General features: G+C 70.8%; 29 protein-coding genes. 17 read left to right on the forward strand and 12 right to left on the reverse strand.

Going from position 1 to position 26346, the window contains the following annotated elements; all coding sequences use genetic code 11:
- Positions 1-84: 84 nt before the first annotated feature.
- The 17 genes from R3F55_25230 (at position 85) to R3F55_25310 (ending at position 14691) form a co-directional block, all read left to right on the forward strand.
- Positions 85-1500: a bifunctional enoyl-CoA hydratase/phosphate acetyltransferase gene (locus R3F55_25230; GenBank protein ID MEZ5670679.1), complete on the forward strand. Its 1416-nt coding sequence runs from the start codon at positions 85-87 to the stop codon at positions 1498-1500.
- A 126-nt stretch (positions 1501-1626) separates the two neighbouring features.
- Positions 1627-1980 carry a phasin family protein gene (locus tag R3F55_25235; protein ID MEZ5670680.1) on the forward strand — a complete coding sequence of 118 codons (354 nt, stop codon included), beginning with the start codon at positions 1627-1629 and terminating at the stop codon, positions 1978-1980.
- 21 nt (positions 1981-2001) lie between these two features.
- Positions 2002-3435, forward strand: coding sequence for a F0F1 ATP synthase subunit beta (gene atpD, locus R3F55_25240; GenBank protein MEZ5670681.1), 1434 nt, complete (start codon positions 2002-2004; stop codon positions 3433-3435).
- On the forward strand, positions 3432-3872 hold the full coding sequence (locus R3F55_25245) for a F0F1 ATP synthase subunit epsilon (protein MEZ5670682.1): 441 nt from the start codon (positions 3432-3434) through the stop codon (positions 3870-3872). Before atpD ends, R3F55_25245 begins: the two co-directional genes overlap by 4 nt.
- Positions 3869-4174, forward strand: a complete 306-nt coding sequence (locus R3F55_25250; GenBank protein MEZ5670683.1) for an AtpZ/AtpI family protein — start codon at positions 3869-3871, stop codon at positions 4172-4174. Before R3F55_25245 ends, R3F55_25250 begins: the two co-directional genes overlap by 4 nt.
- Positions 4171-4446 (forward strand): ATP synthase subunit I, encoded by a 276-nt coding sequence (locus tag R3F55_25255; protein ID MEZ5670684.1) that lies wholly within the window; start codon positions 4171-4173, stop codon positions 4444-4446. Before R3F55_25250 ends, R3F55_25255 begins: the two co-directional genes overlap by 4 nt.
- Positions 4446-5120, forward strand: coding sequence for a F0F1 ATP synthase subunit A (gene atpB, locus R3F55_25260; protein MEZ5670685.1), 675 nt, complete (start codon positions 4446-4448; stop codon positions 5118-5120). The genes R3F55_25255 and atpB overlap by 1 nt, the downstream gene beginning before the upstream one ends.
- Positions 5121-5150: 30 nt before the next feature.
- A complete protein-coding gene (locus tag R3F55_25265; protein ID MEZ5670686.1) occupies positions 5151-5393 on the forward strand; it encodes a F0F1 ATP synthase subunit C in 243 nt (80 codons plus the stop codon).
- A gap of 2 nt (positions 5394-5395) precedes the next feature.
- Entirely contained in the window at positions 5396-6154 is a 759-nt protein-coding gene (locus tag R3F55_25270) for a F0F1 ATP synthase subunit delta (protein MEZ5670687.1), read from the forward strand.
- A complete protein-coding gene (locus R3F55_25275; GenBank protein MEZ5670688.1) occupies positions 6138-7658 on the forward strand; it encodes a F0F1 ATP synthase subunit alpha in 1521 nt (506 codons plus the stop codon). Before R3F55_25270 ends, R3F55_25275 begins: the two co-directional genes overlap by 17 nt.
- Positions 7659-7663: 5 nt before the next feature.
- A complete protein-coding gene (locus R3F55_25280; protein MEZ5670689.1) occupies positions 7664-8497 on the forward strand; it encodes a FoF1 ATP synthase subunit gamma in 834 nt (277 codons plus the stop codon).
- Between the two features lie 96 nt (positions 8498-8593).
- Complete coding sequence (locus R3F55_25285) at positions 8594-9376, forward strand: SDR family NAD(P)-dependent oxidoreductase (protein ID MEZ5670690.1); 783 nt, start codon at positions 8594-8596, stop codon at positions 9374-9376.
- A gap of 205 nt (positions 9377-9581) precedes the next feature.
- Positions 9582-10403 (forward strand): carbohydrate ABC transporter permease, encoded by an 822-nt coding sequence (locus tag R3F55_25290; protein MEZ5670691.1) that lies wholly within the window; start codon positions 9582-9584, stop codon positions 10401-10403.
- A gap of 58 nt (positions 10404-10461) precedes the next feature.
- A complete protein-coding gene (locus tag R3F55_25295) occupies positions 10462-11727 on the forward strand; it encodes a sugar ABC transporter substrate-binding protein (protein MEZ5670692.1) in 1266 nt (421 codons plus the stop codon).
- A gap of 205 nt (positions 11728-11932) precedes the next feature.
- The gene (locus R3F55_25300) at positions 11933-12826 is read left to right on the forward strand and encodes a sugar ABC transporter permease (GenBank protein MEZ5670693.1); all 894 of its coding nucleotides are present in this window, start codon (positions 11933-11935) and stop codon (positions 12824-12826) included.
- 87 nt (positions 12827-12913) lie between these two features.
- Positions 12914-14041 (forward strand): sn-glycerol-3-phosphate ABC transporter ATP-binding protein UgpC, encoded by a 1128-nt coding sequence (gene ugpC / locus R3F55_25305; GenBank protein MEZ5670694.1) that lies wholly within the window; start codon positions 12914-12916, stop codon positions 14039-14041.
- Positions 14042-14151: 110 nt separating this feature from the next.
- The gene (locus tag R3F55_25310) at positions 14152-14691 is read left to right on the forward strand and encodes a VOC family protein (GenBank protein ID MEZ5670695.1); all 540 of its coding nucleotides are present in this window, start codon (positions 14152-14154) and stop codon (positions 14689-14691) included.
- A gap of 54 nt (positions 14692-14745) precedes the next feature.
- Here R3F55_25310 and R3F55_25315 read toward each other — a convergent pair whose 3' ends face one another.
- From R3F55_25315 to R3F55_25370, 12 genes are all read right to left on the reverse strand, one after another.
- Positions 14746-15522 (reverse strand): amino acid ABC transporter ATP-binding protein, encoded by a 777-nt coding sequence (locus R3F55_25315; GenBank protein MEZ5670696.1) that lies wholly within the window; start codon positions 15520-15522, stop codon positions 14746-14748.
- A 3-nt stretch (positions 15523-15525) separates the two neighbouring features.
- Complete coding sequence (locus tag R3F55_25320) at positions 15526-16182, reverse strand: amino acid ABC transporter permease (protein MEZ5670697.1); 657 nt, start codon at positions 16180-16182, stop codon at positions 15526-15528.
- A 22-nt stretch (positions 16183-16204) separates the two neighbouring features.
- Positions 16205-16885 (reverse strand): amino acid ABC transporter permease, encoded by a 681-nt coding sequence (locus tag R3F55_25325; protein MEZ5670698.1) that lies wholly within the window; start codon positions 16883-16885, stop codon positions 16205-16207.
- A gap of 63 nt (positions 16886-16948) precedes the next feature.
- A complete protein-coding gene (locus R3F55_25330; protein ID MEZ5670699.1) occupies positions 16949-17779 on the reverse strand; it encodes a transporter substrate-binding domain-containing protein in 831 nt (276 codons plus the stop codon).
- 78 nt (positions 17780-17857) lie between these two features.
- Positions 17858-18652 carry a GntR family transcriptional regulator gene (locus R3F55_25335; protein MEZ5670700.1) on the reverse strand — a complete coding sequence of 265 codons (795 nt, stop codon included), beginning with the start codon at positions 18650-18652 and terminating at the stop codon, positions 17858-17860.
- A gap of 6 nt (positions 18653-18658) precedes the next feature.
- Positions 18659-19567 carry an aminotransferase class IV gene (locus R3F55_25340; GenBank protein ID MEZ5670701.1) on the reverse strand — a complete coding sequence of 303 codons (909 nt, stop codon included), beginning with the start codon at positions 19565-19567 and terminating at the stop codon, positions 18659-18661.
- Positions 19568-19694: 127 nt separating this feature from the next.
- Positions 19695-20810 (reverse strand): 5-methyltetrahydropteroyltriglutamate--homocysteine S-methyltransferase, encoded by a 1116-nt coding sequence (locus tag R3F55_25345; GenBank protein ID MEZ5670702.1) that lies wholly within the window; start codon positions 20808-20810, stop codon positions 19695-19697.
- Between the two features lie 86 nt (positions 20811-20896).
- Positions 20897-22684: a hydantoinase B/oxoprolinase family protein gene (locus R3F55_25350; GenBank protein ID MEZ5670703.1), complete on the reverse strand. Its 1788-nt coding sequence runs from the start codon at positions 22682-22684 to the stop codon at positions 20897-20899.
- 2 nt (positions 22685-22686) lie between these two features.
- Positions 22687-24756 (reverse strand): hydantoinase/oxoprolinase family protein, encoded by a 2070-nt coding sequence (locus tag R3F55_25355; protein ID MEZ5670704.1) that lies wholly within the window; start codon positions 24754-24756, stop codon positions 22687-22689.
- A gap of 10 nt (positions 24757-24766) precedes the next feature.
- Positions 24767-25216 carry a MarR family transcriptional regulator gene (locus R3F55_25360; GenBank protein MEZ5670705.1) on the reverse strand — a complete coding sequence of 150 codons (450 nt, stop codon included), beginning with the start codon at positions 25214-25216 and terminating at the stop codon, positions 24767-24769.
- Positions 25213-25797 (reverse strand): amino acid synthesis family protein, encoded by a 585-nt coding sequence (locus tag R3F55_25365; protein MEZ5670706.1) that lies wholly within the window; start codon positions 25795-25797, stop codon positions 25213-25215. Before R3F55_25365 ends, R3F55_25360 begins: the two co-directional genes overlap by 4 nt.
- 31 nt (positions 25798-25828) lie before the next feature.
- A partial coding sequence (locus R3F55_25370; protein MEZ5670707.1) for a UPF0280 family protein occupies positions 25829-26346 on the reverse strand: 518 nt, incomplete at its 5' end.

The following is a 26346-nucleotide window of genomic DNA, read 5'->3' on the forward strand; positions in this document are numbered from 1 at the left end:
GACGATGGTCCACCGTCACCGCGATGTCGCGGCGATGGTCCATGATCGCGGGGCGACGCTCGCATGCTGACAGGGAACCGCGGGATGCAGTTCATCGAGAACCGGACGTTCGCCGAGATCCAGGTCGGCGACACCGCCGAGCTGTCCCGCACGCTGCACCAGCGCGACATCGCGCTGTTCGCGGCGATGTCCGGCGACGTCAACCCTGCGCACATGGACGCGGAATATGCCCGCTCGGACATGTTCCACCGCGTCGTGGCGCACGGCATGTGGGGCGGCGCGCTGGTCTCCGCCGTGCTCGGCACCGAGCTGCCCGGCCCGGGCACGATCTACCTGGACCAGAGCCTGCACTTCCGCCACCCGGTCGGGCTGGGCGACACCGTCACCGTGCGGGTGACGGTGAAGGCGAAGGATCCCGCCAACCGGCACGTGACGCTGGATTGCCTGTGCATCAACCAGGACGGCACCAAAGTCATCGAGGGCGTGGCACTGGTGATCGCGCCGGCCGACAAGGTGCGCCGCCCGCGCGTGCTGGTGCCCGAAGTCGAACTGCACCCGCACGGCGCCCGCTTCGCCGCGCTGATGGATGCGACCCGCGACCGCCCGGCGATCCGCACCGCGGTCGTCCACCCCTGCGACCAGGCCTCGCTGGTCGGCGCGCTGGAGGCGGCGAGCGAAGGGCTGATCGTGCCGGTGCTGGTCGGTCCGCGCGCGCGCATCGCGGCGGCGGCGGCGGAGGCCGGTCGCACCCTGGGCGACGTCGAGATCGTCGATGCCCCGCACAGCCACGCCGCCGCCGCCCAGGCGGTGGCGCTGGTCCGCGCCGGCAAGGCCGCGGCGCTGATGAAGGGGGCGCTGCACACCGACGAGGTGATGGGCGCGGTGGTCGACCACGATCTCGGGCTGCGCACCGAACGGCGGATGAGCCACATCTTCGTGATGGACGTGCCGTCCTATCCGAAGCCGCTGCTGATCAGCGACGCCGCGATCAACGTCGCGCCCGACCTCGACCAGAAGCGCGACATCGTGCAGAACGCCATCGACCTCGCCCACGCCCTGGGCATCGATGCGCCGAAGGTGGCGATCCTGTCGGCGGTCGAAACCGTCTATGCCAAGGTCGGCTCGACCATCGAGGCAGCCGCGCTGTGCAAGATGGCCGACCGCGGCCAGATCACCGGCGGCCTGCTCGACGGCCCGCTCGCCTTCGACAACGCGATTTCCAAGCGGGCGGCCGCGGCCAAGGGAATCGTCAGCGACGTGGCCGGCGATGCCGACATCCTGATCGTGCCGGACCTCGAGGCCGGCAACATGCTGGCCAAGCAGCTGGTCTATCTGGCCGGCGCCGAAGCCGCGGGCATCGTGCTGGGCGCGCGCGTGCCGATCGTGCTGACCAGCCGGGCCGACGGAACCCTGGCACGGCTGGCCTCCTGCGCGCTGGCGCTGCTCTACGTCCAGCATCGCCGGGGCCGCCCGGCCGGCAAACCCGGGCACGCGGCCTGAGCGATTGGCCCGCGTGGCGGGATTGACCGGAATCAACGCGGGGCGGACGGCGGCGGCTAATGGTTGTACAGTCGACCGCGAGGAGGCGGAACGGGATCGGCAACAGCGTAGCGAGGGAGACCGACGATGACGCAAGCGGGCAAGAAAGCCGACATGGGGATGCCGTTCGACCTGGCGCAGTTCGGCAACCTGGGCGCCGGCGGCATGGAATCGATGGCCGAGGTCGGCCGCAAGATGCTGGAGGCGGGCGCCACCCTGAACAAGGAGATCTTCGATTTCGTCAGCGCCAGGCTCAGCGCCGATCTCGCCGCCCAGCAGAAGCTGATGCAGTCGACCAGCTTCCAGGACATGCAGAAGGTCTACACCGAGTATTTCCAGACCGCGTCTCAGCAGTACATGGACGAGATGCAGAAGCTGATGACGATGGCGTCCGACACCGCCCGCGACGCCACCGACGCGGTCACCAAGCCGCGCAGATAGGGCCGACCGCCGGTTCGGCGCATGTCCGCCGACGCGGACATCGGGGCCGCCGGCGCGGCCGACGGCGAGGTGGTCGCGGTCAGCGGGTCGGTGGTCGAGGTCGCCTTCCCGCCGGGCGCGCTGCCGCCGCTCGACACGGCGCTGGAGATCGACTGGGACGGCCCGCACCGGCTGGTGGTCGAGGTGCAGCAGCACAAGGACGAGCGCACCGTGCTGGGCGTGGCCTTGCAGGAAACCGGCGGTCTGCGCTGCGGCGTCGCCGCCCGCAACACCGGCGGGCCGATCCGGGTGCCGGGCGGCGAGGCGGTGCTCGGTAGGCTGCTCAACGTGCTCGGCGACCCCATCGACCATGGCCCGCCGCTGCCGGCCGACGTGCCGCGGCTGCCGATCCACCGGCCGCCGCCGGGGCTCGGCCAGCAGGACGCGGAGCGCGCCCTGTTCGAGACCGGCATCAAGGTGATCGACCTGCTGGCGCCGTTGCCGCGCGGCGGCAAGGCGGCGATGTTCGGCGGCGCCGGCGTCGGCAAGACGGTGCTGATCATGGAGCTGATCCGCACCACGGTCGAACGCTATGCCGGCACCTCGGTGTTCGCCGGCATCGGCGAGCGCTCGCGCGAGGGCCACGAACTGTGGCTGGAATTGCAGCGCTCGGGCGTGCTCGCGCGCACCGCGCTGGTGTTCGGCCAGATGAACGAGCCGCCGGGCGCGCGCTGGCGCGTCGGCATGACCGCGCTGACCATCGCCGAGTATTTCCGCGACGTCGCCCGCCACGACGTGCTGCTGCTGATCGACAACATCTTCCGCTTCGCCCAGGCCGGCGGCGAGGTGTCCGGACTGCTCGGCCGGCTGCCGTCGCGGATGGGCTACCAGCCGACGCTGGGCACCGAGATCGCCGACCTGCAGGAGCGGATCGCCTCGGTCAAGGGCGCGGCGGTGACATCGATCCAGGCGGTCTACGTGCCGGCCGACGACTTCACCGATCCGGCGGTGGCAGAGACCTTCACCCACCTCGACGCGTCGATCGTGCTCAGCCGCGACATGGCCAGCCAGGGGCTCTATCCGGCGGTCGACCCGCTGGCCTCGACCTCGGTGATGCTGGATCCGCGCGTGGTCGGCGCCGAACACTATGCGGTCGCCGACGAAGCCCGCCGGCTGATCGAGCGCTATCGCGAGCTGCAGGAGATCATCGCGCTGTTGGGCATGGACGAACTCGGCAGCGCCGACCGCCAGGCGGTGGAGCGCGCCCGCCGGCTGATCCGCTTCCTGACCCAGCCGTTCCTGGTCACCGCGCAATTCACCGGCCACGCCGGGGTCAGCGTGCCGCTGGCGGACACGCTGGCGGGCTGCCGGGCGATCCTCGACGGCGCCGCCGACGACTGGGACGAGACGGCGCTGTACATGATCGGCAGGCTGCCCGACGCACCGGCCGCCCGGACGGCGGAGGCTGCGGCGTGAGGCTGGTGGTCACGACGCCGGTGGCGGTGGTGGTCGACGCCGATGGCGTCCGCCACGTCCGCGCCGAGGACGCCACCGGCGCCTTCGGCATCCTGCCCGGCCATGCCGACCTGGTCACCGTGCTGCAGGTCTGCGTGCTGACCTGGCGCGACGGCGCCGGCGCGGAACATCACGTCGCGGTGCGCGGCGGCGTGCTGAGCGTCGGCGGCGGCACCGTCGCGGTGGTGACGCGCGAGGCGGTCGGCGAGGACACGCTGCAGCGCCTGGGCGCGGCGGTACTCGACCGGCTGCGCAGCGATGCCGAGGCGGAGGCGGCGGCGCGGACTTCTTCGGCCCGCATGCATCTGGCCGCGATCCGCGCGCTCGACCGCTATCTGCGCTCCGGCCAGGTGGCCGAGCGGCCGGCCGCGGCCGACGGCGCGGACCTGCAGCCGTGACCCCGGCTGTCGACGACGGCGACGATCGGCGCGACGCGGATCGCGCCATGCAGGACGCCGTGCGCCAGCGCGAGCGGCGGCGCGACTTCTGGGAAAAGACCGGCGAACGCTCGCTCGGCCGCAACCTGGCGATGATCGGCGCGCTCGGCTGGCTGGTGGTGCTGCCCACCCTGGGCGGCGTCGCGCTCGGCCGCTGGCTCGACGACCGCTACGGCACCGGCATCTTCTGGACCGGCGCGCTGATCGTCGCCGGCGTCGCCGTCGGCAGCTGGCTCGCCTGGCGCAGGATGGGGGAGAAATGAACGGGTTGCTGCCTCTGGAGATCGCCGCCGCGGCGCTGGTCGGCCTCGCGCTCGGCGCCGCCTATTTCGGGCTGCTGCACCGTGCGGTGGCGGCGTTGACTGCAACCGCCGGCGGCGTGACGGCGATGTTCGGGCTCGGCCTGCTGCGTGTCGCGCTGGCCGTCGCGGTGTTCTGGCTGCTGGCGCGATGGGGCGGCGGCGCGCTGCTGGCCGGCGCCGGCGGATTCACCGCAGCCGGGCTGCTCGCCCGCCGCCTGGCGGGGCCGCGCTGATGGACGGCGCCAACCCGCTGCAGCCGGACATCCTGTTCGCGCTCGGCCCGGTGCCGATCAGCCGTGCCGTGGCCACGACCTGGGGCATCGTCGCGGCGCTCGGCCTCGGCGCGTGGCTGGCCATGCGCCGGCCCCGGCTCGATCCCGGCCCGGTACAGGCGATGCTGGAGATCGTGGTCGAGACCATCGCCACCCAGGTCTCCGACATCGCCGGCAAGCCTGGCGCGCGGCTGCTGCCGCTGCTCGCCACGCTGTTCCTGTTCCTCGCCTTCGCCAACCTGTCGGCGGTGCTGCCGGGGGTGCAGGCGCCGACCGCGCACATCGAGACGCCGGCGGCGCTGGCCCTGGTGGTGTTCTTCTCGGTCCATTATTTCGGCATCCGCGGCAAGGGCCTGCGCGGCTATCTCGCCCACTATCTGCGGCCCAGCCCGCTGATGCTGCCGCTGAACGTGCTGGCCGAGATCACCCGCACCTTCTCGCTGATGATCCGTCTGTTCGGCAACATGATGAGTCACGAGATCGTCATCGCCATCGTCGCACTGCTCGCCGGGCTGTTCGTGCCGATCCCGTTCCTGCTGCTCGGCATCCTGATCGGCCTGATCCAGGCCTACATCTTCACCGTGCTGGCCGCCGTCTATCTCGGCGCGGCGATCGGCAGCGTCCAGGCCGAATGAAGGCCCAGCCAAAGACGGAAAGCACCTGACATGGACATCCACGCGCTCAGCATCATCGGAGCGGTCGTCGCCATCTCGTTCGGCGCGATCGGGCCTGCGTTCAGCGAGGGCCGCGCCATCGCCGCGGCAATGGAGGCGATCGCCCGCCAACCGGAGGCCGCCGGGCCGATCTCCCGCACCCTGTTCGTCGGCCTGGCGATGATCGAGACCATGGCGATCTACTGCCTGGTCGTCGCGCTGCTGCTGCTCTACGCCAACCCCTTCGCCGCCTGACCATGCAGATCGACTGGTGGACGCTCGGCCTCCAGGTCGTCAACTTCCTGGTCCTGGTCTGGCTGCTGCACCGCTTCCTCTATCGCCCGGTGCAGGCGGTGATCGCCCGGCGCAAGGCGGCGGCGGAGGCGGCAATGACCGAGGCGGCGCAGGTCCGCGCCGAGGGCGAGGCGGCCAAGGCCGACTATGCGGCAAGGCTCGCCGGCCTGCAGGACGAGCGTCGGCGCATGCGCGACGCCACCCACGACGAGATGGCGGCGGAGAAGGCGCAGGTGCTGGCTGCGGCGCAGGCGGAGGCCGAGCGGCTGCGCGCCGCCGGCCGCGACGCGCTGGCCGAGGAGCGCCGCGCCGCCCTGCACGACACCAAGGGCGCCGTCGCCGGGCTGGCGGCCGGCATGGCGGCGGCACTGTTGCGCGACCTGGCGCCCGCCACGCCCGACGCGGTGTTCCTGGCCCGGATCGAGCAGGCGCTGGCCGCAATGCCCGATTCCGACCGCCGCAGGCTCCAGGGGGAACTCGCCGACGACGGCTTCCGGGTGACGGTGGCGACGGCGGTGCCGCTGGACGCGCCGGCGCGGGCGCGCTGGACCGCGGCGCTGCGCCGCGACCTGGGTGCCGACCTGGCGGTCGGCTTCGACGAAGACCCGGCGCTGATCGGCGGGGCGGCACTGCACTTCCCGCACACGGTGATCGGCTGCGGCTGGGCCGACCAGCTGGAGGCGGCGCGCTCGGCGCTGCTGGCCCATGCCCACGCTGACTGACGATCTCGCCGTCTGGCTCGGCCGGGCGCCGGCGACGCTGGACCGGTTCGTGCCGGCGGCCGCGGTCGACCACGTCGGCACGGTCCGCCATGTCGGCGACGGCGTCGCCCAGGTGGTCGGCCTGCCGTGGACCCGGCTGGACGAGGTGCTGGCGTTCGAGGACGGCTCGCTCGGGCTTGCGTTCCAGGTCGACGCCGGCGCGGTCGGCTGCGTGCTGCTCAGCGGCGGCGCCGGGGTGGTCGCCGGCGCGCAGGTGCGCGGCACCGGCACGGTGGTGCGGGTGCCGGTGGGGCCCGAATTGCTGGGCCGGGTGATCGACCCGACCGGCGCGCCGCTGGACGGCGGGCCCGCGCCGGCGGCAACGCAGAGCCTGCCGATCGAGCGGCCGGCGCCGGCCATCGTCGACCGGGCGCTGGTGACGCAGCCGTTGCTGACCGGCATCACCGTTGTTGACGCGATGATCCCGCTCGGCCGCGGCCAGCGCGAGCTGATCATCGGCGACCGCAAGACCGGGAAGACCGCGATCGCGGTCGACACGGTGATCAACCAGCGCGGCTCCGACGTGGTCTCCGTCTATGCCGTGATCGGCCAGAAGGCTTCGACCGCCGCCGCCATCATCGAGGCGGTGCGCCGGCACGGCGCCTTCGAGCGCTGCGTGTTCGTGGTGGCCGGCGCCGGCGCGCCGCCCGGGGCGCAGTGGATCGCACCCTATGCCGCCTGCGCCATCGCCGAGTATTTCCGCGACCGGGGCCAGCATGCCCTGCTGGTTTTCGACGACCTGACCAAGCACGCCATCGTCTATCGCCAGATCGCGCTGCTGCTGCGCCGGCCGCCCGGGCGCGAGGCCTATCCCGGCGACATTTTCTATGTGCACGCCCGGCTGCTGGAGCGGGCGGCGCGGCTTTCGGACGACCTCGGCGGCGGCTCGCTGACCGCGCTGCCGATCGCCGAGACCCAGGCCGGCAACCTCAGCGCCTATATCCCGACCAACCTGATCTCGATCACCGACGGCCAGATCTACCTGGAGCCGAAGCTGTTCTACGAGGGCCAGAAGCCGGCGGTGAACGTCGGGCTCAGCGTGTCGCGGGTCGGCGGTAAGACCCAGCCGCCGGCGATCGGCAGCCTGGCCGAGAGCCTGAAGCTGGACTACGCCCAGTTCCTGGAGCTGGAGATCTTCACCCGCTTCGGCGCGATGACCGACGAGCGGACCCGCGCCCGCATCGCCCACGGCAACCGCATCCGCGCGATCCTGGCCCAGCCGCAATACCGTCCGCTCGGCGTCGGCGCGATGGCGGCGCTGCTGCTGGCGGTGCGCGAAGGCGTGCTCGACCCGCTGTCGCCGGCGGCGGTGGAGACGTTCAAGGCCGGCCTCGCCGACCGGCTGGCCGCCGCCTGCCCGCAGGTCGTCGCCCGCATCGACGCCAGCGCGGCAGTCGCCGACGAGGACCGGCCGGTGCTGCTGCAGGCGCTGTCCGCCTATGCCGGCACACTCGCGCCCGGCTAGCGGCGATGGAGGATGTCGCCCGGCTGCAGGCGCGCATCGCCAGCCTGCGCGAGCTGCGCGGCCTGTTCCGCGCCATGCGCGCGCTGGCCGCCGCCCATATGCAGGAAGCGGACGCCGCGCTCGGTGCCATCGGCCGCTATGCCGCGGTGGTGGAAGGCGCCATCGGCAAGACGACCGCGCTGGTCGGCGACGGCCTCGACCCGCTGCCGCCGGCTGCGGGCACGCCGGAGGGCGCCGACTGGCTGGTCGTCGTGCTGTCGGAGCACGGCTTCACCGGCGCGCTCGACCGCCGCCTGCTCGACCTGGCCGAGCGTGAGCGCGGTGCCGCACGGCTGGGCCTGGTCGGCAGGCGCGGGGCGGCCGCCGCGGCCGAGCGCGGGATCGAACCGGCCTGGAGCCTGCCGATGGCGACCCGGGTCGGCGGCGTGCTGGCATTGGCGCGCGCCGTGGCGGTGGCGGTCGCCGACGGCGCCCGGGTGCGCATCGTTCACGCCCGGCCCGACCGTGCCGGCTTCGCGGTCGCGGTGCGCCCGGTGCTGCCGCTCGACCCGGCGCTGCTCGCCGACGGGCGCGACGGCGCCGCCGTGCTGCACCACCTCGATCCGGCCGCGCTGCTGCAGGGCCTGACCGGCGAGTATCTGCTGGCCGAGATCGCCTTCGCGCTGATGCAGGCGTTGGCCAGCGAGAACGGCGCCCGGCTGTGGACCATGCAGCAGGCCGACCGCAACATCGACGACCGGCTGACCGGGCTGGTCCGCGCGGAACGGGCCGGCCGCCAGGAGGCGGTGACGGCCGAGCTGCTCGACGTCGTCACCGGCGCGGACGCGGTGATGCACTGACGCCGCCGCGGTGCGGCCGGGCATGCGGCGCGCGGTCCCGCCGGCTTGCCAGGCCGCGGCATCGCCCGTAGCATCGGCGCCGGGGAGAGAGAAACGATGCCGAGCCACTATGATCTGGCCGGCCGCCGGGCCCTGGTGACCGGGGCGGGGGCGGGGATCGGCCGTGCGATCGCGCATGCGCTGGCCAGGGCCGGCGCGCGCGTCGCCGTCACCGACATGGACGCGGACGCGGCCCAGCGGGTCGCGGGCGAGATCGGCGCGGCCGCCATCGCCGCGCGCATCGACGTGACCAGCGCCGCCAGCATCGCCGCCGGCTTCGATGCCGCCGAGGCGGCGTTCGGTGGCATCGACACCGTCTGCGCCAATGCCGGCGTCTCGCGCATGAAGCGCTTCCTCGACCTGACCGAGGCCGACTGGGCCTTCAACATGGACATCAACGCCAAGGGCGTGTTCCTGACCGACCAGGAGGCGGTGCGACGCATGCTGAAGGCGGGCGGGCGCGGCGCGATCGTCAACACCGCCTCGCTGGCCGGCAAGGTCGGCGACGCCATCCTGGCCGACTACACCGCCAGCAAGTTCGCCGTGGTCGGCCTGACCCAGGCGGTGGCCAAGGCGGTGGCCAAGGATGGCATCCGGGTCAACGCCGTCTGCCCCGGCTATGTCCGCACGGCGATGCAGGAGCGCGAGATCGTCTGGGAGGGCGAGCTCAGGGGCATCGCGCCGGAGGCGGTGCGCCAGGGCTATATCGACGCCACCCCGCTCGGCCGGATCGAGGAGCCGGAGGACGTGGCCGATGTGGTCGTGTTCCTGGCCAGCGACGCCGCCCGCTTCATGACCGGCCAGGCCGTCAACGTCACCGGAGGCGTCTACATGGGGTAGCGGGCAAGAGGAACGACCACGCCGTCAATGCGCGCAGCGAAGCGACGCGGCAATCACGGGCCGTGGCCTGCGCCGTCTGTGCGGTTGGCCTTGATTGCCGCGCCGCCGGCTGGCGGCCCGCAACGACGGCACTCCGGGCTCGGGTCGATTGCGCGTGCAGACCGTAGCCCGCCCGCCGGCATCGGCGCGCCGGCCCGATCCCGCCGTGCGCGCGGCGAAGCGGGCGGTGAAGACGGTCGGGCCGCACCTGATCCTGATCCTGTTCTCGGCCTCGCTGCTGCTGCCGCTCTTGTGGGTGCTGCGCACCAGCCTGACCAACAAGCTCAACGCCTACATGATCCCGCCGCAGTGGACCGAGCCGATGGTCGACAACTATGTCGACATCTTCGTCGAGCACCCGTTCGGCGACTTCTTCCTCAACAGCCTGATCGTCGCGGTCGGCTCCACCGCGATCGCGCTGCCGCTGGCGACGATGCTGGCCTACGCCTTCTGCCGGTTCAACACCGGCGGGATGGGCCTGCGCATCACCGTGCTGGCCAGCCAGATGCTGCCGCCGGTGATCCTGGTGCTGCCGCTGTTCTCGGTGTTCCTCACCGTCGGCCTGATCAACAACCACCTCGGCATCATCCTGGCCCATGTCACCATCAACCTGCCGTTCCTCGGCTGGATGCTGGTCTCGTTCTTCGAGGGCGACGCCCGCCAGGTGGAGGAGGCGGCACGGGTCGAGGGCGCCACCCGGCTGCAGGCGTTCCTGCTGGTCGCCGTGCCGATGGCCGCGCCCGGCATCGTCGCCGCCGGGCTGCTCGGCCTGATCCTGTCGTGGAACGAGTTCCTCTATGCGCTGGTGCTGTCCGGCAAGGCGACCGCCACGCTGCCGATCGGCCTGTCGGCGCTTGAGACCCACCGCGGGGTCGAGATCGCGCTGCTGGCCGCGGCGACGATCTTCTCGATCACGCCGGTGTTCGTGCTGCTGCCGTTCCTGAAGAAGTACCTGATCAAGGGCCTGGCCCTTGGGGCGGTGAAATAGGGCGTATCGCGCGCGGCGCCCGTCCGACCAGCGCGCAGCGAAGGGGGAGAGACCGACAATGCGAACCAAGACACTGCTGATGGCTTCGGCGATGCTGGCGACGCCGGCGCTGGCGCATGCCGAGACGATCTCGATCCTGATGGAGAGCGTGCCCGACACGCGCTTCATCCAGGAGGTGGTGCCGCAATTCACCGAGGCGACCGGCATCGAGGTCGAGATCGAGGTGGTGAACTATGCCGAGATGCACCCCAAGCTGGTGCCCCAGCTGGTCGCGCCCGAGGGCAGCTACGACGTGATCGTGGTCGATTTCTACTGGGTCGGCGAGTTCACCAAGGCCGGCTGGCTGCAGCCGCTGGACGACCGCATCGCCGCGGCCGGCATGGACACCTCGGTCTATGTGCCGTCGCTGATGGACCTGGTCGGCCGGGTCGACGGCGTCACCTACATGCTGCCGTTCTACAACTACGCCATGGGCCTGACCTACCGGCAGGACCTGATCGACGACCCGGACAACCAGGCCGCGTTCCAGGCCGAATACGGCATGCCGCTGCAGGTGCCGACCAGCTGGCAGGAATACAAGGACCAGGTCGCGTTCTTCACCGACAAGGACGCCGGCTTCTACGGCGTGGTCAACCAGGGCCTGCGGCCGGACCCGATCGCGATGGAGTGGTCGAACTACCTGTTCGCCAACGGCGGCCGGTTCTACGACGACAACTGGAACCCGACGCTGACCACGCCGGAGGCGGTGCAGGCGCTCGAGGACTACAAGATGATGATCGAGCAGTTCGGTCCGGTCGGCGCCGCCAGCTTCGGCTTCGACGAGGCGTTCAACGTTGCCGCCCAGGGTCAGGCCTACAGCTATCTGACCTACAACATGTTCCGCACCGCCTATGACGATCCCGACCAGTCGGCGGTGGTCGGCAAGATGGAGCTGGCGCCGGTGCCGAACGGCGGGCTGAACGGCGCCTGGGGCTGGGCGATCCCGGTGTCGAGCCCCGACCCGGAGGCGGCCTGGCAGTTCCTGCAGTGGGTGGAATCCTTCGACGTGGCCAAGCAGCGCGCCATGCTCGGCGGCTCGCCGACCCGCTTCGACGTGTTCGACGATGCCGAGCTGAACGCGACGTACCCCTACTACCCGGCGCTGCGCGCGCTGCTGGACACCAGCCACAACTTCCCGGTGTTCACCTACACGCCCGAACTGGTCGACATCATGGGCCGCGAGCTTTCGCTGGCGGTGGTCGGCGACAAGACCGCCGAGGAGGCGCTGGCGACGATCCAGGAGGAGTTCACCGAGCTGGCCCGTCGCGACGGCAAGATCCAGTAAGGGCGCGGTATCGCCCGAACCGGTCTCGACAGGTGCCAACCCCTCCGTCGTCATGGTCGGGCGCGTTCCGACCGTCCACGCCTGCACGCCGCGCGGGACCCGCGCGGACGGCGCCCGTGCGCCTGCGGGTGCCGGGCGGCGCGGATGCCCGGGACAAGCCCGGGCATGACGGCGGGGGAATGGGCGCCAGGGCCTGCTGACCGCGATGGCGCCGTCCCTGTTCGCCCCGACCCTCGCCGCGCGCGACCGGCGCTTCGGCTATGGCATGGCGGCGCCGGCGGTGCTGGTGCTGGCGGCGATCATCCTGGCGCCGGTGGCGCTGGCGCTGGCGACCAGCCTGTTCGACTACACCATGATGAACATGACCTTCGACACGTTCATCTGGTTCGACAACTTCGCCAGCGCCATCGACAACGCGGAGTTCGCCAACGCCATGCTGGTCACCACCTTCTTCGTGGTGGCGGTGGTGGCGCTGGAGTTCGTCATCGGCTTCGTCGTCGCGCTGATGCTGTCGACCGTGAAGCGCGGCAAGAACGTCTACTACCTGATCCTGCTGATCCCGCTGCTGATCAACCCGGTGGTGGTCGGGCTGATCTGGCGCATGCTGCTGCACCCGACGCTGGGCATCGTCAACTGGCTGCTCGGCGGGCTCGGCATTCCCGACGTGGACTGGCTGGGCCAGCCGACCAACGCGTTCTGGACCGTGGTGCTGGTCGACATCTGGCACCAGGTCTCGTTCATGGCGGTGCTGCTGACCGCCGGCCTGTCGGCGCTGCCGACCGAGCCGTTCGAGGCGGCGCGCGCCGAGGGCGCCGGCACGCTGCAGACCTTCTGGTTCATCACCCTGCCGCTGATGCGGCCGGTGATCGCGGTGACGCTGCTGATCCGGCTGATCTTCGCGATCAAGACCTACGACCTGATCTACATCATGACCCGCGGCGGGCCCGGCGACGCGACCGACCTGATCAGCTACTACATCTACCGCTCCGCCTTCGCCCGCCTCAACCTGGGCGAGGCCGCGGCGATGGCGCTGATCCTGATGGTCATCGTGATCGTGCTGACCCTCGGCCTGTTCCGCGCGATGCGGGAGCGGACCTGACCATGCCGGCGCAAACACCCTTCGCCCGCCCGCTTGGTTGCGGATGGCGCATCCGGCGCGGCTGCCAGGTCGGGAGGCACGGCTGAGATGGCGGCGATCAGCCTGCAACGCGTGTCGAAGGTGTTCGCCGGCGGCGTGACGGCGGTGGACGCCGTCGACCTGGAGATCGCCGACGGCGAGTTCATGGTGCTGCTGGGCCCGTCCGGCTGCGGCAAGTCGACCACCCTGCGGATGATCGCCGGGCTGGAGACCATCTCCTCCGGCGACATGCTGATCGACGGCGAGCGGGTCAACGAGACGGACCCGCGCGACCGCGACCTCGCCATCGTGTTCCAGAACTACGCGCTCTATCCGCACATGAACGTGGCGCGCAACCTGGGATTCGGGCTCAGGCTGCGCGGCACCCCGCCGGCGGAGATCGCGCGCCGGGTGCAGGCGACGGCGGCGATGCTGGGCATCGAGGACCTGCTGCGGCGCAAGCCCGGCGCGCTGTCCGGCGGCCAGCGCCAGCGGGTGGCGCTGGGCCGGGCGCTGATCCGCGAGCCGCGCGGCTTCCTGCTCGACGAGCCGCTCAGCAATCTCGACGCCCAGCTGCGCACCGCCATGCGGCTGGAACTGGTCAAGCTGCACCGCCAGCTCGGCACCACCATCGTCCACGTCACCCACGACCAGCTCGAGGCGATGACGATGGGCCAGCGCATCTGCATCATGCACCAGGGCCGGGTGGTGCAGGTCGGCCCGCCGCGCGAGGTCTATCGCAACCCGGCCAACGTCTTCGTCGCCGGCTTCCTGGCCAGCCCGCCGATGAACCTGCTGCCGGCGCGGCTGGTCGCAGCACCCGGCGACGGCCTGGCGGTGGAGGCGGGTACCGCGCGCCTGCCGCTGCCGGCGGAATTCGCCGCGGCCTACGCGCCCTATCGCGACCGTGCTGTGGTGCTCGGCATCCGGCCGGAGGACCTGGACGAGGCCGCGCCTGGCAGCCCGGCGGTGCTGCAGGTCACTGCCAGCGCGGCGGAAATGGTCGGCCCGGAGGTGATCCTGGTCGGCGCGCCGCTGGGCTATCCCGACCGCGAGGTCTCCGCCCGGCTCGGCCGCGCCTTCCACGCCGATCCCGGCCAGGCCGTGCGCCTGGCCGTCGACATGCGCCAGGTCCACCTGTTCGACCCCGACACCACCGCGGCGATCCCGCGGCCGGACCTGGGGTTCGAGACGTAGGCCGCGCATTCTCCCTCACGCGCCGCGGGCGGGGTGGGAGAGGCGGGAGGGAGTGGGCGCGGTCGGGCCGCTCGGCAAGTACCGAATGCATGGTGAGGGAGGACGCAAGCATGGCTGAGGGACACCGGCTGAAGGCCGGCTTCACCGGGGCGGACCATGTCGGCCTGACGGTTCCGAACCTGGAACAGGCGGTTGCGTGGTTCCAGCGGGTGCTGGGCGCGGAGCCGGTCGCCTGGACCGCGCCGTTCGGCGACGCCGGCGACCTGATGGTGCGCCGGTTCAAGACCCACCCGCGCGCGACCGTGAAGGTCTGCATCATGCGCTGCGGCATGGGCTCCAACATCGAGCTGCTGGAATGGACCGCGCCGGAGCAGAAGCGGCAGATGCCGCAGACCTGCGATCACGGTGCGGCCCATGTCGCCTTTCATGTCGAGGACATCCACGCCGCGGTCCGCCACCTGCGCGCCGAGGGCGTCGAGGTGCTGGACGAGCCGATGCACATCGCCGACGGCGACCTGGCCGGCCTGTGGTGGGTCTATTTCCTGACGCCCTGGGGCAACTTCATGGAGCTGTACCACTACCCGCAGGGGATGGGCTACGAGGCCAGGGGCGGGGTCAGGATGTGGTCGCCGACCCGGCCGGCGGCGTGAATATCCGAGGGCGCCGCGCGGCTCCGCGCCGGGTCGGCGCCGAGACCGGCCGCGCTACTCTGCCGTTGGGACGTTGAACTCGCGAAAGACGTTCAGGAATTGGCTGAATCGCTCCGTCTGCGGCCTGACCAGGATCTCAGACGGCTTGCCGTGCTCGAGGATCCTGCCATCGTTGAGGAAGATGACCCGGTCGGCGACCGAATAGGCGAAGCCGATTTCGTGGGTGACGACGACCATCGTCATCCCGTCTTCGGCCAGGCCGCGCATCACCTTGAGCACCTCGCCCACCAGTTCGGGGTCGAGCGATGACGTCGCCTCGTCGAATAGCATGACCTTCGGGTTCATCGCCAATGCGCGGGCGATGGCGACGCGCTGCTGCTGGCCCCCGGAAAGCCGGATCGGATGCACGTCTTCGCGGCCTTCCAGCCCGACCCGCGCCAGCAGGCCCATGGCCAGCGCCTTGGCGTCCTGGGCCGACATGCCCAGGACCTGACGCGGCGCCTCCATGACATTCTGGATCGCCGTCATGTGCGGGAACAGGTTGAACTGCTGAAAGACCATGCCGACCTTGCGCCGCAGGGCCAGCAGGTTGCGTTCGGTGATCCTGTAGGGGACCTTGCCTTCGTCCGGGCGTTCGCCTTCGATCTCGATGTGGCCGGCGCTGGGCATCTCCATGTGGTTGATGCAACGCAGCAGCGTCGACTTGCCGGAGCCGCTGGACCCGAGCACCACGATCACTTCGCCCTCGTGCACGTCGAGATCGATGCCCTTCAGCACTTCGTGGTCGCCGAAACGCTTGTGCAGGCCGACAATCCGGAGGATCGGCGCCATCGCTCAGAATCTCGCGTCGACTTCGAAGCGTGCGATAAGCCGGGTCAGCGGATAGAGCACGACGAAGAACAGCACGGCGACGGCGGTGAAGGCCTCGATCGGGTTGAACCGGATCGAGCTCAACAGGCGCGCCTCGTACAACAGCTCCGCATAGGAAATGGTGGCCGCCAGCGAGGTCATCTTGGCCAGTTCGATCGCCCGGTTCGAAAAGGCTGGCATCATGCGCCGGATCGCCTGCGGCAGGATGATGCGGCGCATGATCCTGTTGTAGGGCATGCCCAGCGACCGCGCGGCCTCCCACTGGCCCTTGTGGATCGACTGGATGCCCGCCCGGAAAATCTCGGCCGCGTTCGCCGACCCGTTGGCCGACAGGGCCAACGTGGCCGCAACATAGGCCGGGATGGAGAAACCCACCAGCACCGGCAGCGCGAAAAAGAACCACATCATCTGGACCAGCACGGGCGTGTTCCGGAACAGCTCGACCCAGACGGTGGCCGGCCACCTGAACAGCCGATTGGAACTGTAGCGCCCGAAGCCGATCGCCATGCCCAGGACCAGGCCGATGGCAACCGAGCTCGCATAGAGCAGCAGGGTGTGCTGCAACCCGGACCACAGGAAGCCGGGGTTGTCCAGGATGTACTGGAAGTTGAACTCATACATCCGGCCTGCGTCCCCCTACCGGCTAGGCCACGGTGGCGATGCCGCTGCGCGCCATCCGCAGTTCGAGCAGCCTTACCGCGATGCTGCCGGGCAGAATGACCGCGAGGTACAGGGCCGCGGCCACGGTGAAGGTCTCGAGCGGACGGAAGATCTCCTGTGACACCTGCGTCGCCCGGAACAGCAGGTCGGCATAAGACACGGCGCTGACCAGCGAGGTCGTCTTCAGCAGTTCGATGGCGCGCTCGAGCAGGGTCGGGGTCATCCGGCCGATGGCCTGCGGCAGGATGATCCGGCGCATCATGGTAGCCTTGGGCATGGCCAGGGCGCGCGCGGCTTCCCACTGCCCCTTCTCGATGGAAATGATGCCGCCGCGGATGACCTCGGCGAAGAAGGCGGACGACTGGATCGAAAGCGTCACGCAGGCGGCGATGAACGGCGTCATGCGCACATCGATCAGGATCGGCAGCGCGAAGAACACCCACATCAACTGCACCAGCGGCGGGACGATGCGCAGGAAGTCGATGACGAAGCCAACCGGGGCGGAGACAAGACGGTGCCTGTTGAGCCGCAGCAGCGCGATCAGCAGTCCCAGCGCCAGGCCGAAGACCAGGCAAATGCCGGTGACCAGCAAGGTATTGCCCAGTCCGGCAAGCAGCACGTCGAAATTGCGGAAGACGGGGCCGAATTTCCAGTCGTAACCCATCGGACCAGCTTGAGCGTCGCGGTTGGGAAGCGCCGCGCCGTGGCGCGGCGCCTCACGTGGCGGCTAGCGCCAGAGCTCGCGCTGGATCGGCGGAACGCTGTCCGGATCGACGCCGAGCGTGTCCAGCGTGTCCTCGAACCAGCCTTGGGTCCGGCCGGTGTTGTAGTAGTAGGCGATTGCCGTGTTCACCCAGTCGCGGAAGGCCTTGTCGGCCATCGGGCGCACGCCGACGCTGGACGCGGATGCGAAGACCGGCGTGGGCAGCGTGATCTCGCCATAACCGAGCTGCTGGCGGAACGAGATCAGCGCGGGGTGGAACATCGCCACCAGATCGGTGCGACCGGACTGGAAGGCGGCGACGGCTTCCGGCAGGCCGGCGAAACGCTGGATCTCCGCGTTCGGCATGGTGTCGGAGATGAAGCTGTCGATGGCGGAGCCCTGCGCCACGGCGATGCTGACGTCGGGGTTGTTCAAGGCTTCCCAGCTCGTCACCGCCATGTCCTCGTTATGCATGACGGCCATGGCGTAGTAGATCGACGGCGCCGTCGGGAAGTCGACGGCGAGTGCCCGCTGCGGCGTGGCGTCGAGAATGAACATCAGGTCCATCTGGTCGGCCTGCAGTGCCGCGACGGCGTTGCCCCAGGTCGTCTCCACGAACGCGAGGTCGACACCGAGATCCTCGCTCATCTGCCTGCCGATGCTGACGCCGACGCCGGTCCACTCGGCGTCGCTGGACGTCTTGAAGAACCACGGCGGCGACTGCGCGACGCCGATGCGAAGCACGCCGCTGTCGATCACCTGTTCCAGGCTGTCCTGCGCGTTGGCCGCGGTCACGGGCAACGCTGCGAGCATGGCGGCCGCCGCCGTTGCCCTCGCCGTCTTGAACAGTTTCATGATCAGCCTCCTGTCATTGCTTTTGCGGATATTGCATGCAGTGCTTCCGCCTTGACGGCATGTTCTTCTTGGTCGCGCTCAGCTCCCCCTTGAACCAGCGTCCGCGCCTCGTTTGCCGCCGCGGCGTGCGACGTGCCCGTTGCCTTGACTCCGCCCCGGCGGGTCGTGAGACCAGCGCAGCTGATCGATCCGATCGGTGTATTCCTCGTGCGCGCGCTCGAACTGCTCCAGCCCCATCGTGAGATGCTCGACTGTCGCTTGCAGCGCGGCCTCGAGGCTGTCGCCGATCAGCACGTCCAGCAGCCTCTGGTGCGACGCGCTCATCGGTGCCGGCAGGAAGCGGCCGTCCTGGCGCAGCCGGTTGAGCGTCACGTAGTAGAGATCCCGATAGCAGGCGAGCAGTTCCCAACAGCGCAGCAGGGGTTCATTGCCCGAGGCGACGTAGACGGCCGCATGGAAATCCGCCTCGGCGTCGACCGAACGGATCGCCTCGCCCGCCTCGACGGCCGCGACGAGGCGGCCATGCAGGCGGCGCAGGTTGCTCTGAAAACTGCGATCGCGAAGCGGCCAACAGCTTCTGATGGCCAGCAACTCGATGCTTTCGCGCACCTTGTAGTAGCTGCGGATATCGGTCACGCGCAGGTCGCGCATCGCATAGCCGGAGAAGGGTTGCTTGACCAGAAAGCCGCGTTCCGCCAGCCGGGAAAGCGCCTCGCGGACCGGGCCGCGCCCGCAGCCGAATCTGGCGCCGAGCGTTTCCTCGCGGAGGGGCTGGCCGGGCTGGACTGCGCCGGTCAGGATATAGGCCCGCAGTTCCACCGTGAGCGTATCCGCCATCGTCTGCCTGGCCTTGTTGGGGATGGCGTCGCCCATCGCGCGTCATTCCGCCGTCTTGGCGTATTCGAAATAGGCCTCGCGGAGCCGGGTCGAGACCGGGCCCATGATGTGCGGCATCTTGCGCCCGTCCACCTCGGCGACCGGCGTGAGCCCGCCGAAGGTCCCGGTCGCGAACGCCTCGTCGGCGTCGTAAACGTGGCTGAGCGAGAAGTCCCTCTGCTCGCACGGGATATCGAGCAGGGCGCAGAGCTCGATCATGTTGGCGCGGGTGATGCCGTTGAAGCAATTGGCGCCGGTCGAGGTCATGACCTTCCCGTCTTTCACGATGAAGAAATTGGTCGCGTTGCAGCTCGCGACGAACCCGCGATCGTCGAGCATCAGCGCCTCGTCGGCGCCGGCCTTGATCGCCTGGGTCAGAGCCATGATCAGGTTGAGCCGGCTGTGCGTGTTGAGCCGCATGTCGAACATGTCGGCCCGTGCGCAGCGGAAGGTCGAGGTGAACAGGGTCAGCCCGGTCTTCAGGATGGCGGGGTCGAAGGTCTTGAACTCGGCCACGATCGCCACGGTCGGCTTGGAAATGGTGTGTCGCGGATCCTGGTTGGGCGTCTTCTTCAGGCCGCGGGTGATCATCAGGCGGACGTGAACCCCCTCTTCCCCTGTCATGGCGTTGTGCGCCAGCGTCGCTTCCAGCGCCTGCCGCACCTCGGCCCGCGTCATGCCGATCTCAAGGTCTATCGCCTTGGCCCCCATGAACAGCCTGTCGAGATGCCGCTTCATGAAGGCAAGGCGGCCGCCGTGGTTGCGCAAGCCCTCCCAGATGCCGTCGCCCAGAATCCAGCCGGCGTCGAATATCGAAACCATTGCCTTGTCGCGGTGAACGAATTCCCCGTTCAGGTAGATCTCGACGTCCCTGTTGCGTGTGTCGGCGACGTAATCCTGGCTGCCCGCCATCGTCTCGGTCCCTCAGATCCCACTGTCATGACCGACAATGCCGCAACGCTGTCGACAATTTTCCATTTCTGTCAACAGGGAACGAGGCGGAAGTCGGCAGCCGGACGGTGACGTCGACGCAGAGGTGCTAGGCTGCGCCCCACACCGTCTTCGCCGTCGCGGTGACCAGGGCCAGCTTGGCCCACTGGTCGTCCTCGCTGAGGATGTTGCCCTCCTCGGTGGAGGCGAAGCCGCATTGCGGGCTGAGGCAGAGCTGGTCGAGCGCGACATACTTGGTCGCCTCCTCGATCCGCGCCTCGATCGCGCCTTCGGCTTCCAGCTCGCCGAACTTGGAGGTGACGAGGCCCAGCACCACCCGCTGGTCGCCCTTGGCCAGGAAGCGCAGCGGCTCGAAGCCGCCGGCCCGCTCGGTGTCGTACTCGAGGAAAAAGCCGTCATAGCCGGTCTGGCCCAGCAGCACCTCGGCCACCGGCTCGTAGCCGCCCTCGGAGATCCAGCTGGAGCGGAAGTTGCCGCGGCAGACATGGGTGGTGATGGTCATGTCGGCCGGCTTGGCCGCCAGCGCGTGCCGGATCATGTCGCGATAGGCGATCTGCAGCGGTTCCGGGTCGTCGCCGCGGGCGCGCGCCGCCTCGCGCTCCTTCTCCGAGCACAGATAGGCCCACACCGTGTCGTCGAACTGCAGATAGCGGCAGCCGGCGTCGTAGAAGGCGCGCACCGCCTGGGCATAGGCCTCGGCGGTGTCGGCGAAGAAAGCGTCCATGTCCGGATAGGCGTCCTTGCTGATCGAGGCGCGACCACCGCGGAAGTGCAGCACGCTGGGCGCCGGGATCGTCATCTTCGCCACCGCGCCGTGTGCGTCGGCCGCCTGCTTCAGGAAGCGGAAGTCGGCCAGCATCGGGTGGTCGCCGAAGCCGACCTTGCCGGTGACCGCGATGCTGACCGCCTTGGTCTGGATGCCGTGGAACTGGATGGCGCGTTCGCCCTGGCGCAGCTCGACGCCCTCGAGCTGGCCGAGGAAGTCGAAGTGCCAGAAGGCGCGGCGGAACTCGCCGTCGGTGACCCCGGTCAGGCCGACCCGGCACTGGTGCGCGACCGCGTCGCGGATCGCCGCGTCCTCGACCGCGCGCAGCCCGGCGGCGTCCAGCGTGCCGGCCTCGCGGGCGGCGCGGGCGTCCTTCACCGCTTGCGGCCGCAGCAGGCTGCCGACCTGGTCGGCGCGATAGGGTGGCCGATCAGCCATCTGGAATCCTCCCTGGTGAGACTCTTGCGTGCGATCTGACCATGCGGGCGGCCGGCAGGCAACCCGGCCGGCTGTCGCAGCGGCGGTCAGTCCCGCGCGGCGCGCGACGGCGCGGTGGCCTCGTGGGCGGCACGCAGCGCCGCGGTGGCCTCGTCATCGACGGCGGCGCGATCCGCGGCCAGCACGACGCCGAACAGCGCACGGGCCTGCTCGGGCGTGTAGTAGCCCAGCCGCACGTCGGCCAGCACCGCCTGTGGCGCGCGGGCGAACGGGTCGCCATAGCCGCCGCCGCCGGGGGTGCCGACCTCGACCCGGTCGCCGGCGCGGATGCGGATGTCCTGCGCCTTCGACAGGTGCGGCGGCACCATCGCCTGGCCGTCGCGCACGACCGTGACGCTGTTCGGCTGCCCGGCCGCGCCGCCGCGCGCGCCGGGCGGGCCGAAGCGGCCGTGGTCCATCACGAACGAGGCCTGCGCCTCGCCGCGGCGCAGCTCGACGCTGTATTTCACGCCGAAGCCGCCGCGCTGGCGGCCGGCGCCACCGGAGCCTTCGCGCAGGCCGTATTCGCGATACAGCACCGGATAGACCTGCTCCATCACCTCGATCGGCGGAGTCTTCGAGATGCCGATGGTCGAGCAGCCGTTGGTCAGCCCGTCGTGGTCGGCGTTGCCGCCGTAGCCGCCGCCGGAGATCTGGTACATCACGTAGCCGCTGCCGCGCTGCGGGTCGACGCCGCCCAGCGCGAAGTTGCCGCTGGTGCCGGCCGGCGCCGCGGTCACCCGGTCGGGCAGGGCGTCGGCCAGCGCCAGGAACACCGCCTCGGCGATGCGCTGCGACACCTCGGCGGCGCAGCCGGACACCGGCCGCGGATAGACCGCATGCAAAAAGGTGCCGGCGGGGTCGACGACGTGCAGCGGCGCGAACGCGCCGGCGCTGATCGGCACCTCCGGGAAGATGTGGCGCATGGCGAGGTAGACCGACGAGCGGGTGGTGGCGATCACCGAGTTCATCGGTCCGGCGCAGGGCGGGCTCGACCCGGCGAAGTCGAACCACAGGTCGCCGCCGCGCTTGGTCACCGCCAGCCGGATCTCCAGCGGAACGTCGACCACGCCGTCGGAATCGACATGGGCGACGCTTTCGTAGGTGCCGTCGGGGATGGCGGCGATGCAGGCGCGCATCTGCGCCGCGGCGCGCTGGCGCAGCTCGGCGATGGCGGCGCGTACCGTCTCGTCGCCATAGCGATCGAGCAGCGCGTCGAGCCGGGCCTGGCCGACGCGGAGCGCGGCGGCCTGCGCCTTGACATCGCCGATGCGCTGGTCGGCGATGCGGATGTTGGAGGCGATGATGGCGTAGATCTCGCGGTCGAGCGCGCCGCGCTTGAACAGCTTCACCGGCGGCAGCCGCAGCCCTTCCTGCTCCACCGCCGTGGCGTTGGCGGAAAAGCCGCCGGGCACCGCGCCGCCGATGTCGGGCCAGTGACCGGTGTTCGACAGCCAGGCGAACAGGCGACCGTCGCGGAAATACGGCATGGCGAAACGCACGTCCATCAGGTGGGTGCCGCCGAGATAGGGGTCGTTGACGATGTAGATGTCGCCCGGCGCCGGCGCGCCGGCGCGGCCGTCGCGGATGAACGCGATCAGCGTCGCGGTGGATTCCTGCATGGTGCCGACGAACACCGGCAGCCCCAGCTCGCCCTGGGCGATCAGCGCGCCGGTGTCGGCGTCGTAGATGCCGTCGGAGCGGTCGTTGGCCTCGGCGATCACCGGCGAGAAGGCGGCGCGCGAGAAGGTCAGGTCCATCTCGTTGCAGACCTGCTGCAGGCCGTTCTGGATCACCGCCAGGGTGATCGGGTCGGGCGCGTTGGCGGCGTCCATGCTCAGGGCCTCCCCGCCGGCGGCACGGCGACGATCAGGTTGCCGTCGGCGTCGCCGCCGACCGTGCAGCCGGGCTCGACCAGCACGGTGGTGTCCATCTGCTCGATCACCGCCGGGCCGGCAAGCGCGGGATCGAGCGGCAGGTGGTCGCGCCAGTAGACCGGCGTGTCGTGCCAGGCGCCGTCGGCGGTGCCGGACGCGAACCACACCGGCCGGCTGCCGGTCTGCGCCGCGGCGGCGCTGTCCCGGCGCCCGGCCGGGTCGATCAGTCTGGCGAGGTCGACCGGCGGCCGCGCGCCGATCACCGAGGTGGCCAGGTTGACCAGGTTGGCCCGGATTTCCGGCAGCTCGACCCGGAAGCGGCGGTCGTAGGCGGCGGCGAACAGCGCCTGCAGTTCGGCCTGGTCGACGGCGGCCGACGGCACCTCGACCCGCAGCAGGTGGGTCTGGCCGACGAACTGCATGTCGGCGGCGTGCAGGATCTGCACGTTCTCGACCGGCACCGGCGCCTCGGCGATCGCGCGGGCACCCTGGGCGACCTGGTCCTCCCAGATCGCACGGATCAGGCCCAGCTCCAGGTTGTCGAGCGGCATGTTGACGGTGTTGACGAAGTCGTGGCGGAAGTCGGCGACCACGCAGCCCAGCGCGTTGGTGATGCCGGGCCGCGCCGGCACCAGCACCCGCGGGATGCCCAGCTCGGCGGCCAGCGCGGTGGCGTGCAGCGGCCCGCTGCCGCCGAAGGCGAACAGCGCGAAGTCGCGCGGGTCCAGCCCCTTACCGATCGACACCATGCGGATCGCGCCGGCCATCTTCATGTCGGCGATGCGCAGGATCGCGGCGGCGGCCCGCTCGGCGTCGAGCCCCAGCGGCCGGCCGACCGCCTCGACCAGCCGCGCCCGCAGGTGGTCGAGGGTCAGCGAGCCGTCGCCGGGCAGGAACCGCTCCGGGCTCAGCCGGCCGAGCACCACGTTGGCGTCGGAGATGGTCGGCCGCTCGCCGCCGCGGCCGTAGTGGATCGGTCCGGGCCGGGCGCCGGCGCTTTCCGGCCCGACCTGCAGGAGCCCGGCGCCGTCGACGCGGGCGATCGAGCCGCCGCCGGAGCCGATGGTGTGCACGTCGACCATCGGCACGTGGATCGGCATCGCATATTCGATCTCCAGCTCGCCGCTGACCGCGGGCACGCCGCCGCGGATCACCGCGACGTCGCTGGAGGTGCCGCCCATGTCGTAGGTGATGACGTCGGCGATGCCGGCGCGCTTGCAGGTATAGGCGGCGGCCATCACGCCGGAGGCGGGGCCCGACATCACCGTCTTCGCCGCCTCGCGCGCCACGTCGCGCGCCGGCACCATGCCGCCGTTGCCGTTCATCACCAGCAGGTCGCGGCGGAAGCCGCGCGCGGTCAGCTCCGCCTGCAGCCGGCTGACATAGCGGTCGAGGATCGGCTGCACCGCCGCGTTCACGCTGGCGGTCACCCCGCGCTCGAACTCGCGGAATTCCGACAGCAGCGCATGGCCGGCGGTGATATAGGCGTTCGGCCAGACCTCGGCCGCGATCTGCGCCGCCAGCCGCTCGTGCTCCGGATTGGCATAGGCGTGCAGGAAGTGGACCACAAGCGCCTCGCAGCCCCTGGCCAGCAGGGCGCGGGCGCAGGCGCGCACCTCGTCCTCGGCCAGCTTCTGCAGCACCGCGCCGGTGGCGTCGACCCGCTCGGTCACTTCCAGCCGCAGGTCGCGCGGGATCACAGGCACGAAGCGGCCGGTCATGCCATAGGGCTGCGGCCGGGTGCGCCGGCCGACCTCGATGACGTCGCGGAAGCCGCGGGTGGTGATCATGCCGGTGCGCGCCAGCTTGCGCTCCAGCACCGCGTTGGTCGTGGTGGTGGTGCCGTGCACGATCAGGTCGGTGTCGGCCAGCACCGCGCCGGCCTGGTCCAGCGCGTCGAGCACGCCGCCGGCCTGGTTGTCGGCGGTGGTCGGGGTCTTGGCCAGCCGCACCGACCCGTCGGCGCCGATCAGCACGAGGTCGGTGAAGGTGCCGCCGACGTCGACGCCGGCGATGACGGGCTGGCTCATGCGGCCGATCCTAGCCCAGGCGGGCGAGCAGCGCGACGAAGCGTGCGCGGTCGGCCGGCGGCAACGGCTGCAACGTTTCCGCCGTGATCCGCGCCGCCACCGGAATCGCTGCCCGGGCCAGCCGCCGGCCGCGTTCGGTCAGCGTCAGGCTCAGCCGGCGGCGGTCGCTGGCGTCCGGCGCGCTGGCGACCAGCTCGCGCTCGCGCAGCCGGTCGACGACGCCCTTGATCGTCGCCGCATCCATCGCCGTCATCCGGCCGAGCTCGTTCTGCGACAGCGCGCCCGCCTCGTGCAGCCTGGCCAAGGCGGCGAACTGGGTCGGCGTCAGCTCGCCGATCATCCGCTCGGCGAACAGGGTGGTGTGGCGCTGGTTGGCCAGCCGCAGCAGGAAGCCGACCTGGTCGTCCAGCCGGTAGGCGTCGACCGCGCGGTCGGCGGCGGCGGTCGCGTCTGCGCTCACCGCAGCCCGTCCAGGCCCTTGACGTCCTTCGCCTCCAGCCCGCCGACGCGGGCATGGATGCGCGGGCCGCAGGCCATCGCCAGGATGTAGACGATCTCGTTAGACCGCGGCGCGTCGGGCACGCCCATCTCCATCGCGTCGAAATGGCTGCGCACATAGGCGGCGTTGATGTGGCCGAGCGGGATGTCGAGCCGGGCGCCGATGCCGCCGACCTTCTTCGCCGACGGCACGATCGCCTTGGACTCGCCCAGCTTCTCGCGCATCGCATAGCCGCCGGGCACGTGCCACAGCGCGCAATGCTCCAGCTCGCCGGCCTCGCCGGCGATGGCGCCCTTGCCATAGCCGTCGATGACCGAGACGTCGCCGCCCAGTGCGGCGATCAGCCGGTCGGTCAGCAGCGCGCCCAGCGCCTTCAGGTCCTCCATGAAGCCCTGGATGCCGGGCTCATAGCGTCCTGCGAACGGGTTGGCGATCACCGCTGCGGCCGCCGCGCGCCGCCGCGGCTGGGCCGCCACCGGCCCGCCTTCGTGGAAGATTTCCTCCACGGTCAACAGCGTCTTGCGGATCCTGATCTCGGGCATGTCGGGCGTCCTCCGTTGTCGGCGTGTGGCGTCAGTGAAGCTGCGGCGCGTCCGGCACGAACCGGCCCTCGCCGCCGACGGTCGCGACCCGGCGGTCCAGGCACAGGGCGGCGCCGGCGATCAGGCCGCGGGCCAGCATCGCGCGGGCGGCGTCGGCGCCGCGGGCGAGCGCCCGGTCCGCCTCGTCGGCCGACAGCGGGTCGACGCCCGCTGTCACCAACCGGTCGCCCAGGTCGCTGTCGCATGCCACCGCCTGCGCCGGTACACGGTGGACCTTGGCGCTGCCGGGCAGGTCGACCGCATTGGCGATCAGGGTGGCGGCGGCATCCGCCGCGGCGGCATCGGCGGCCAGGACCGTGACCGCGTCGGCGATGCCCAGCGACAGGCTGCGGCCGTGCCGCCCGCTGGTGGCGATGCCGCCGATGCCGTCGCCGTGGCCAATGGTCAGCCGGCCGACCACGCGGCCGTCGCGCGGGTCGGCGACGATGCCGATGGCGAACCGCGCGCCGTGGCCGAGCGCCAGGGCGATGTCGCCGCCGTTGTTGACAT

Source organism: Alphaproteobacteria bacterium, from assembly GCA_041396705.1.
GTDB lineage: Bacteria > Pseudomonadota > Alphaproteobacteria > CALKHQ01 > CALKHQ01 > CALKHQ01.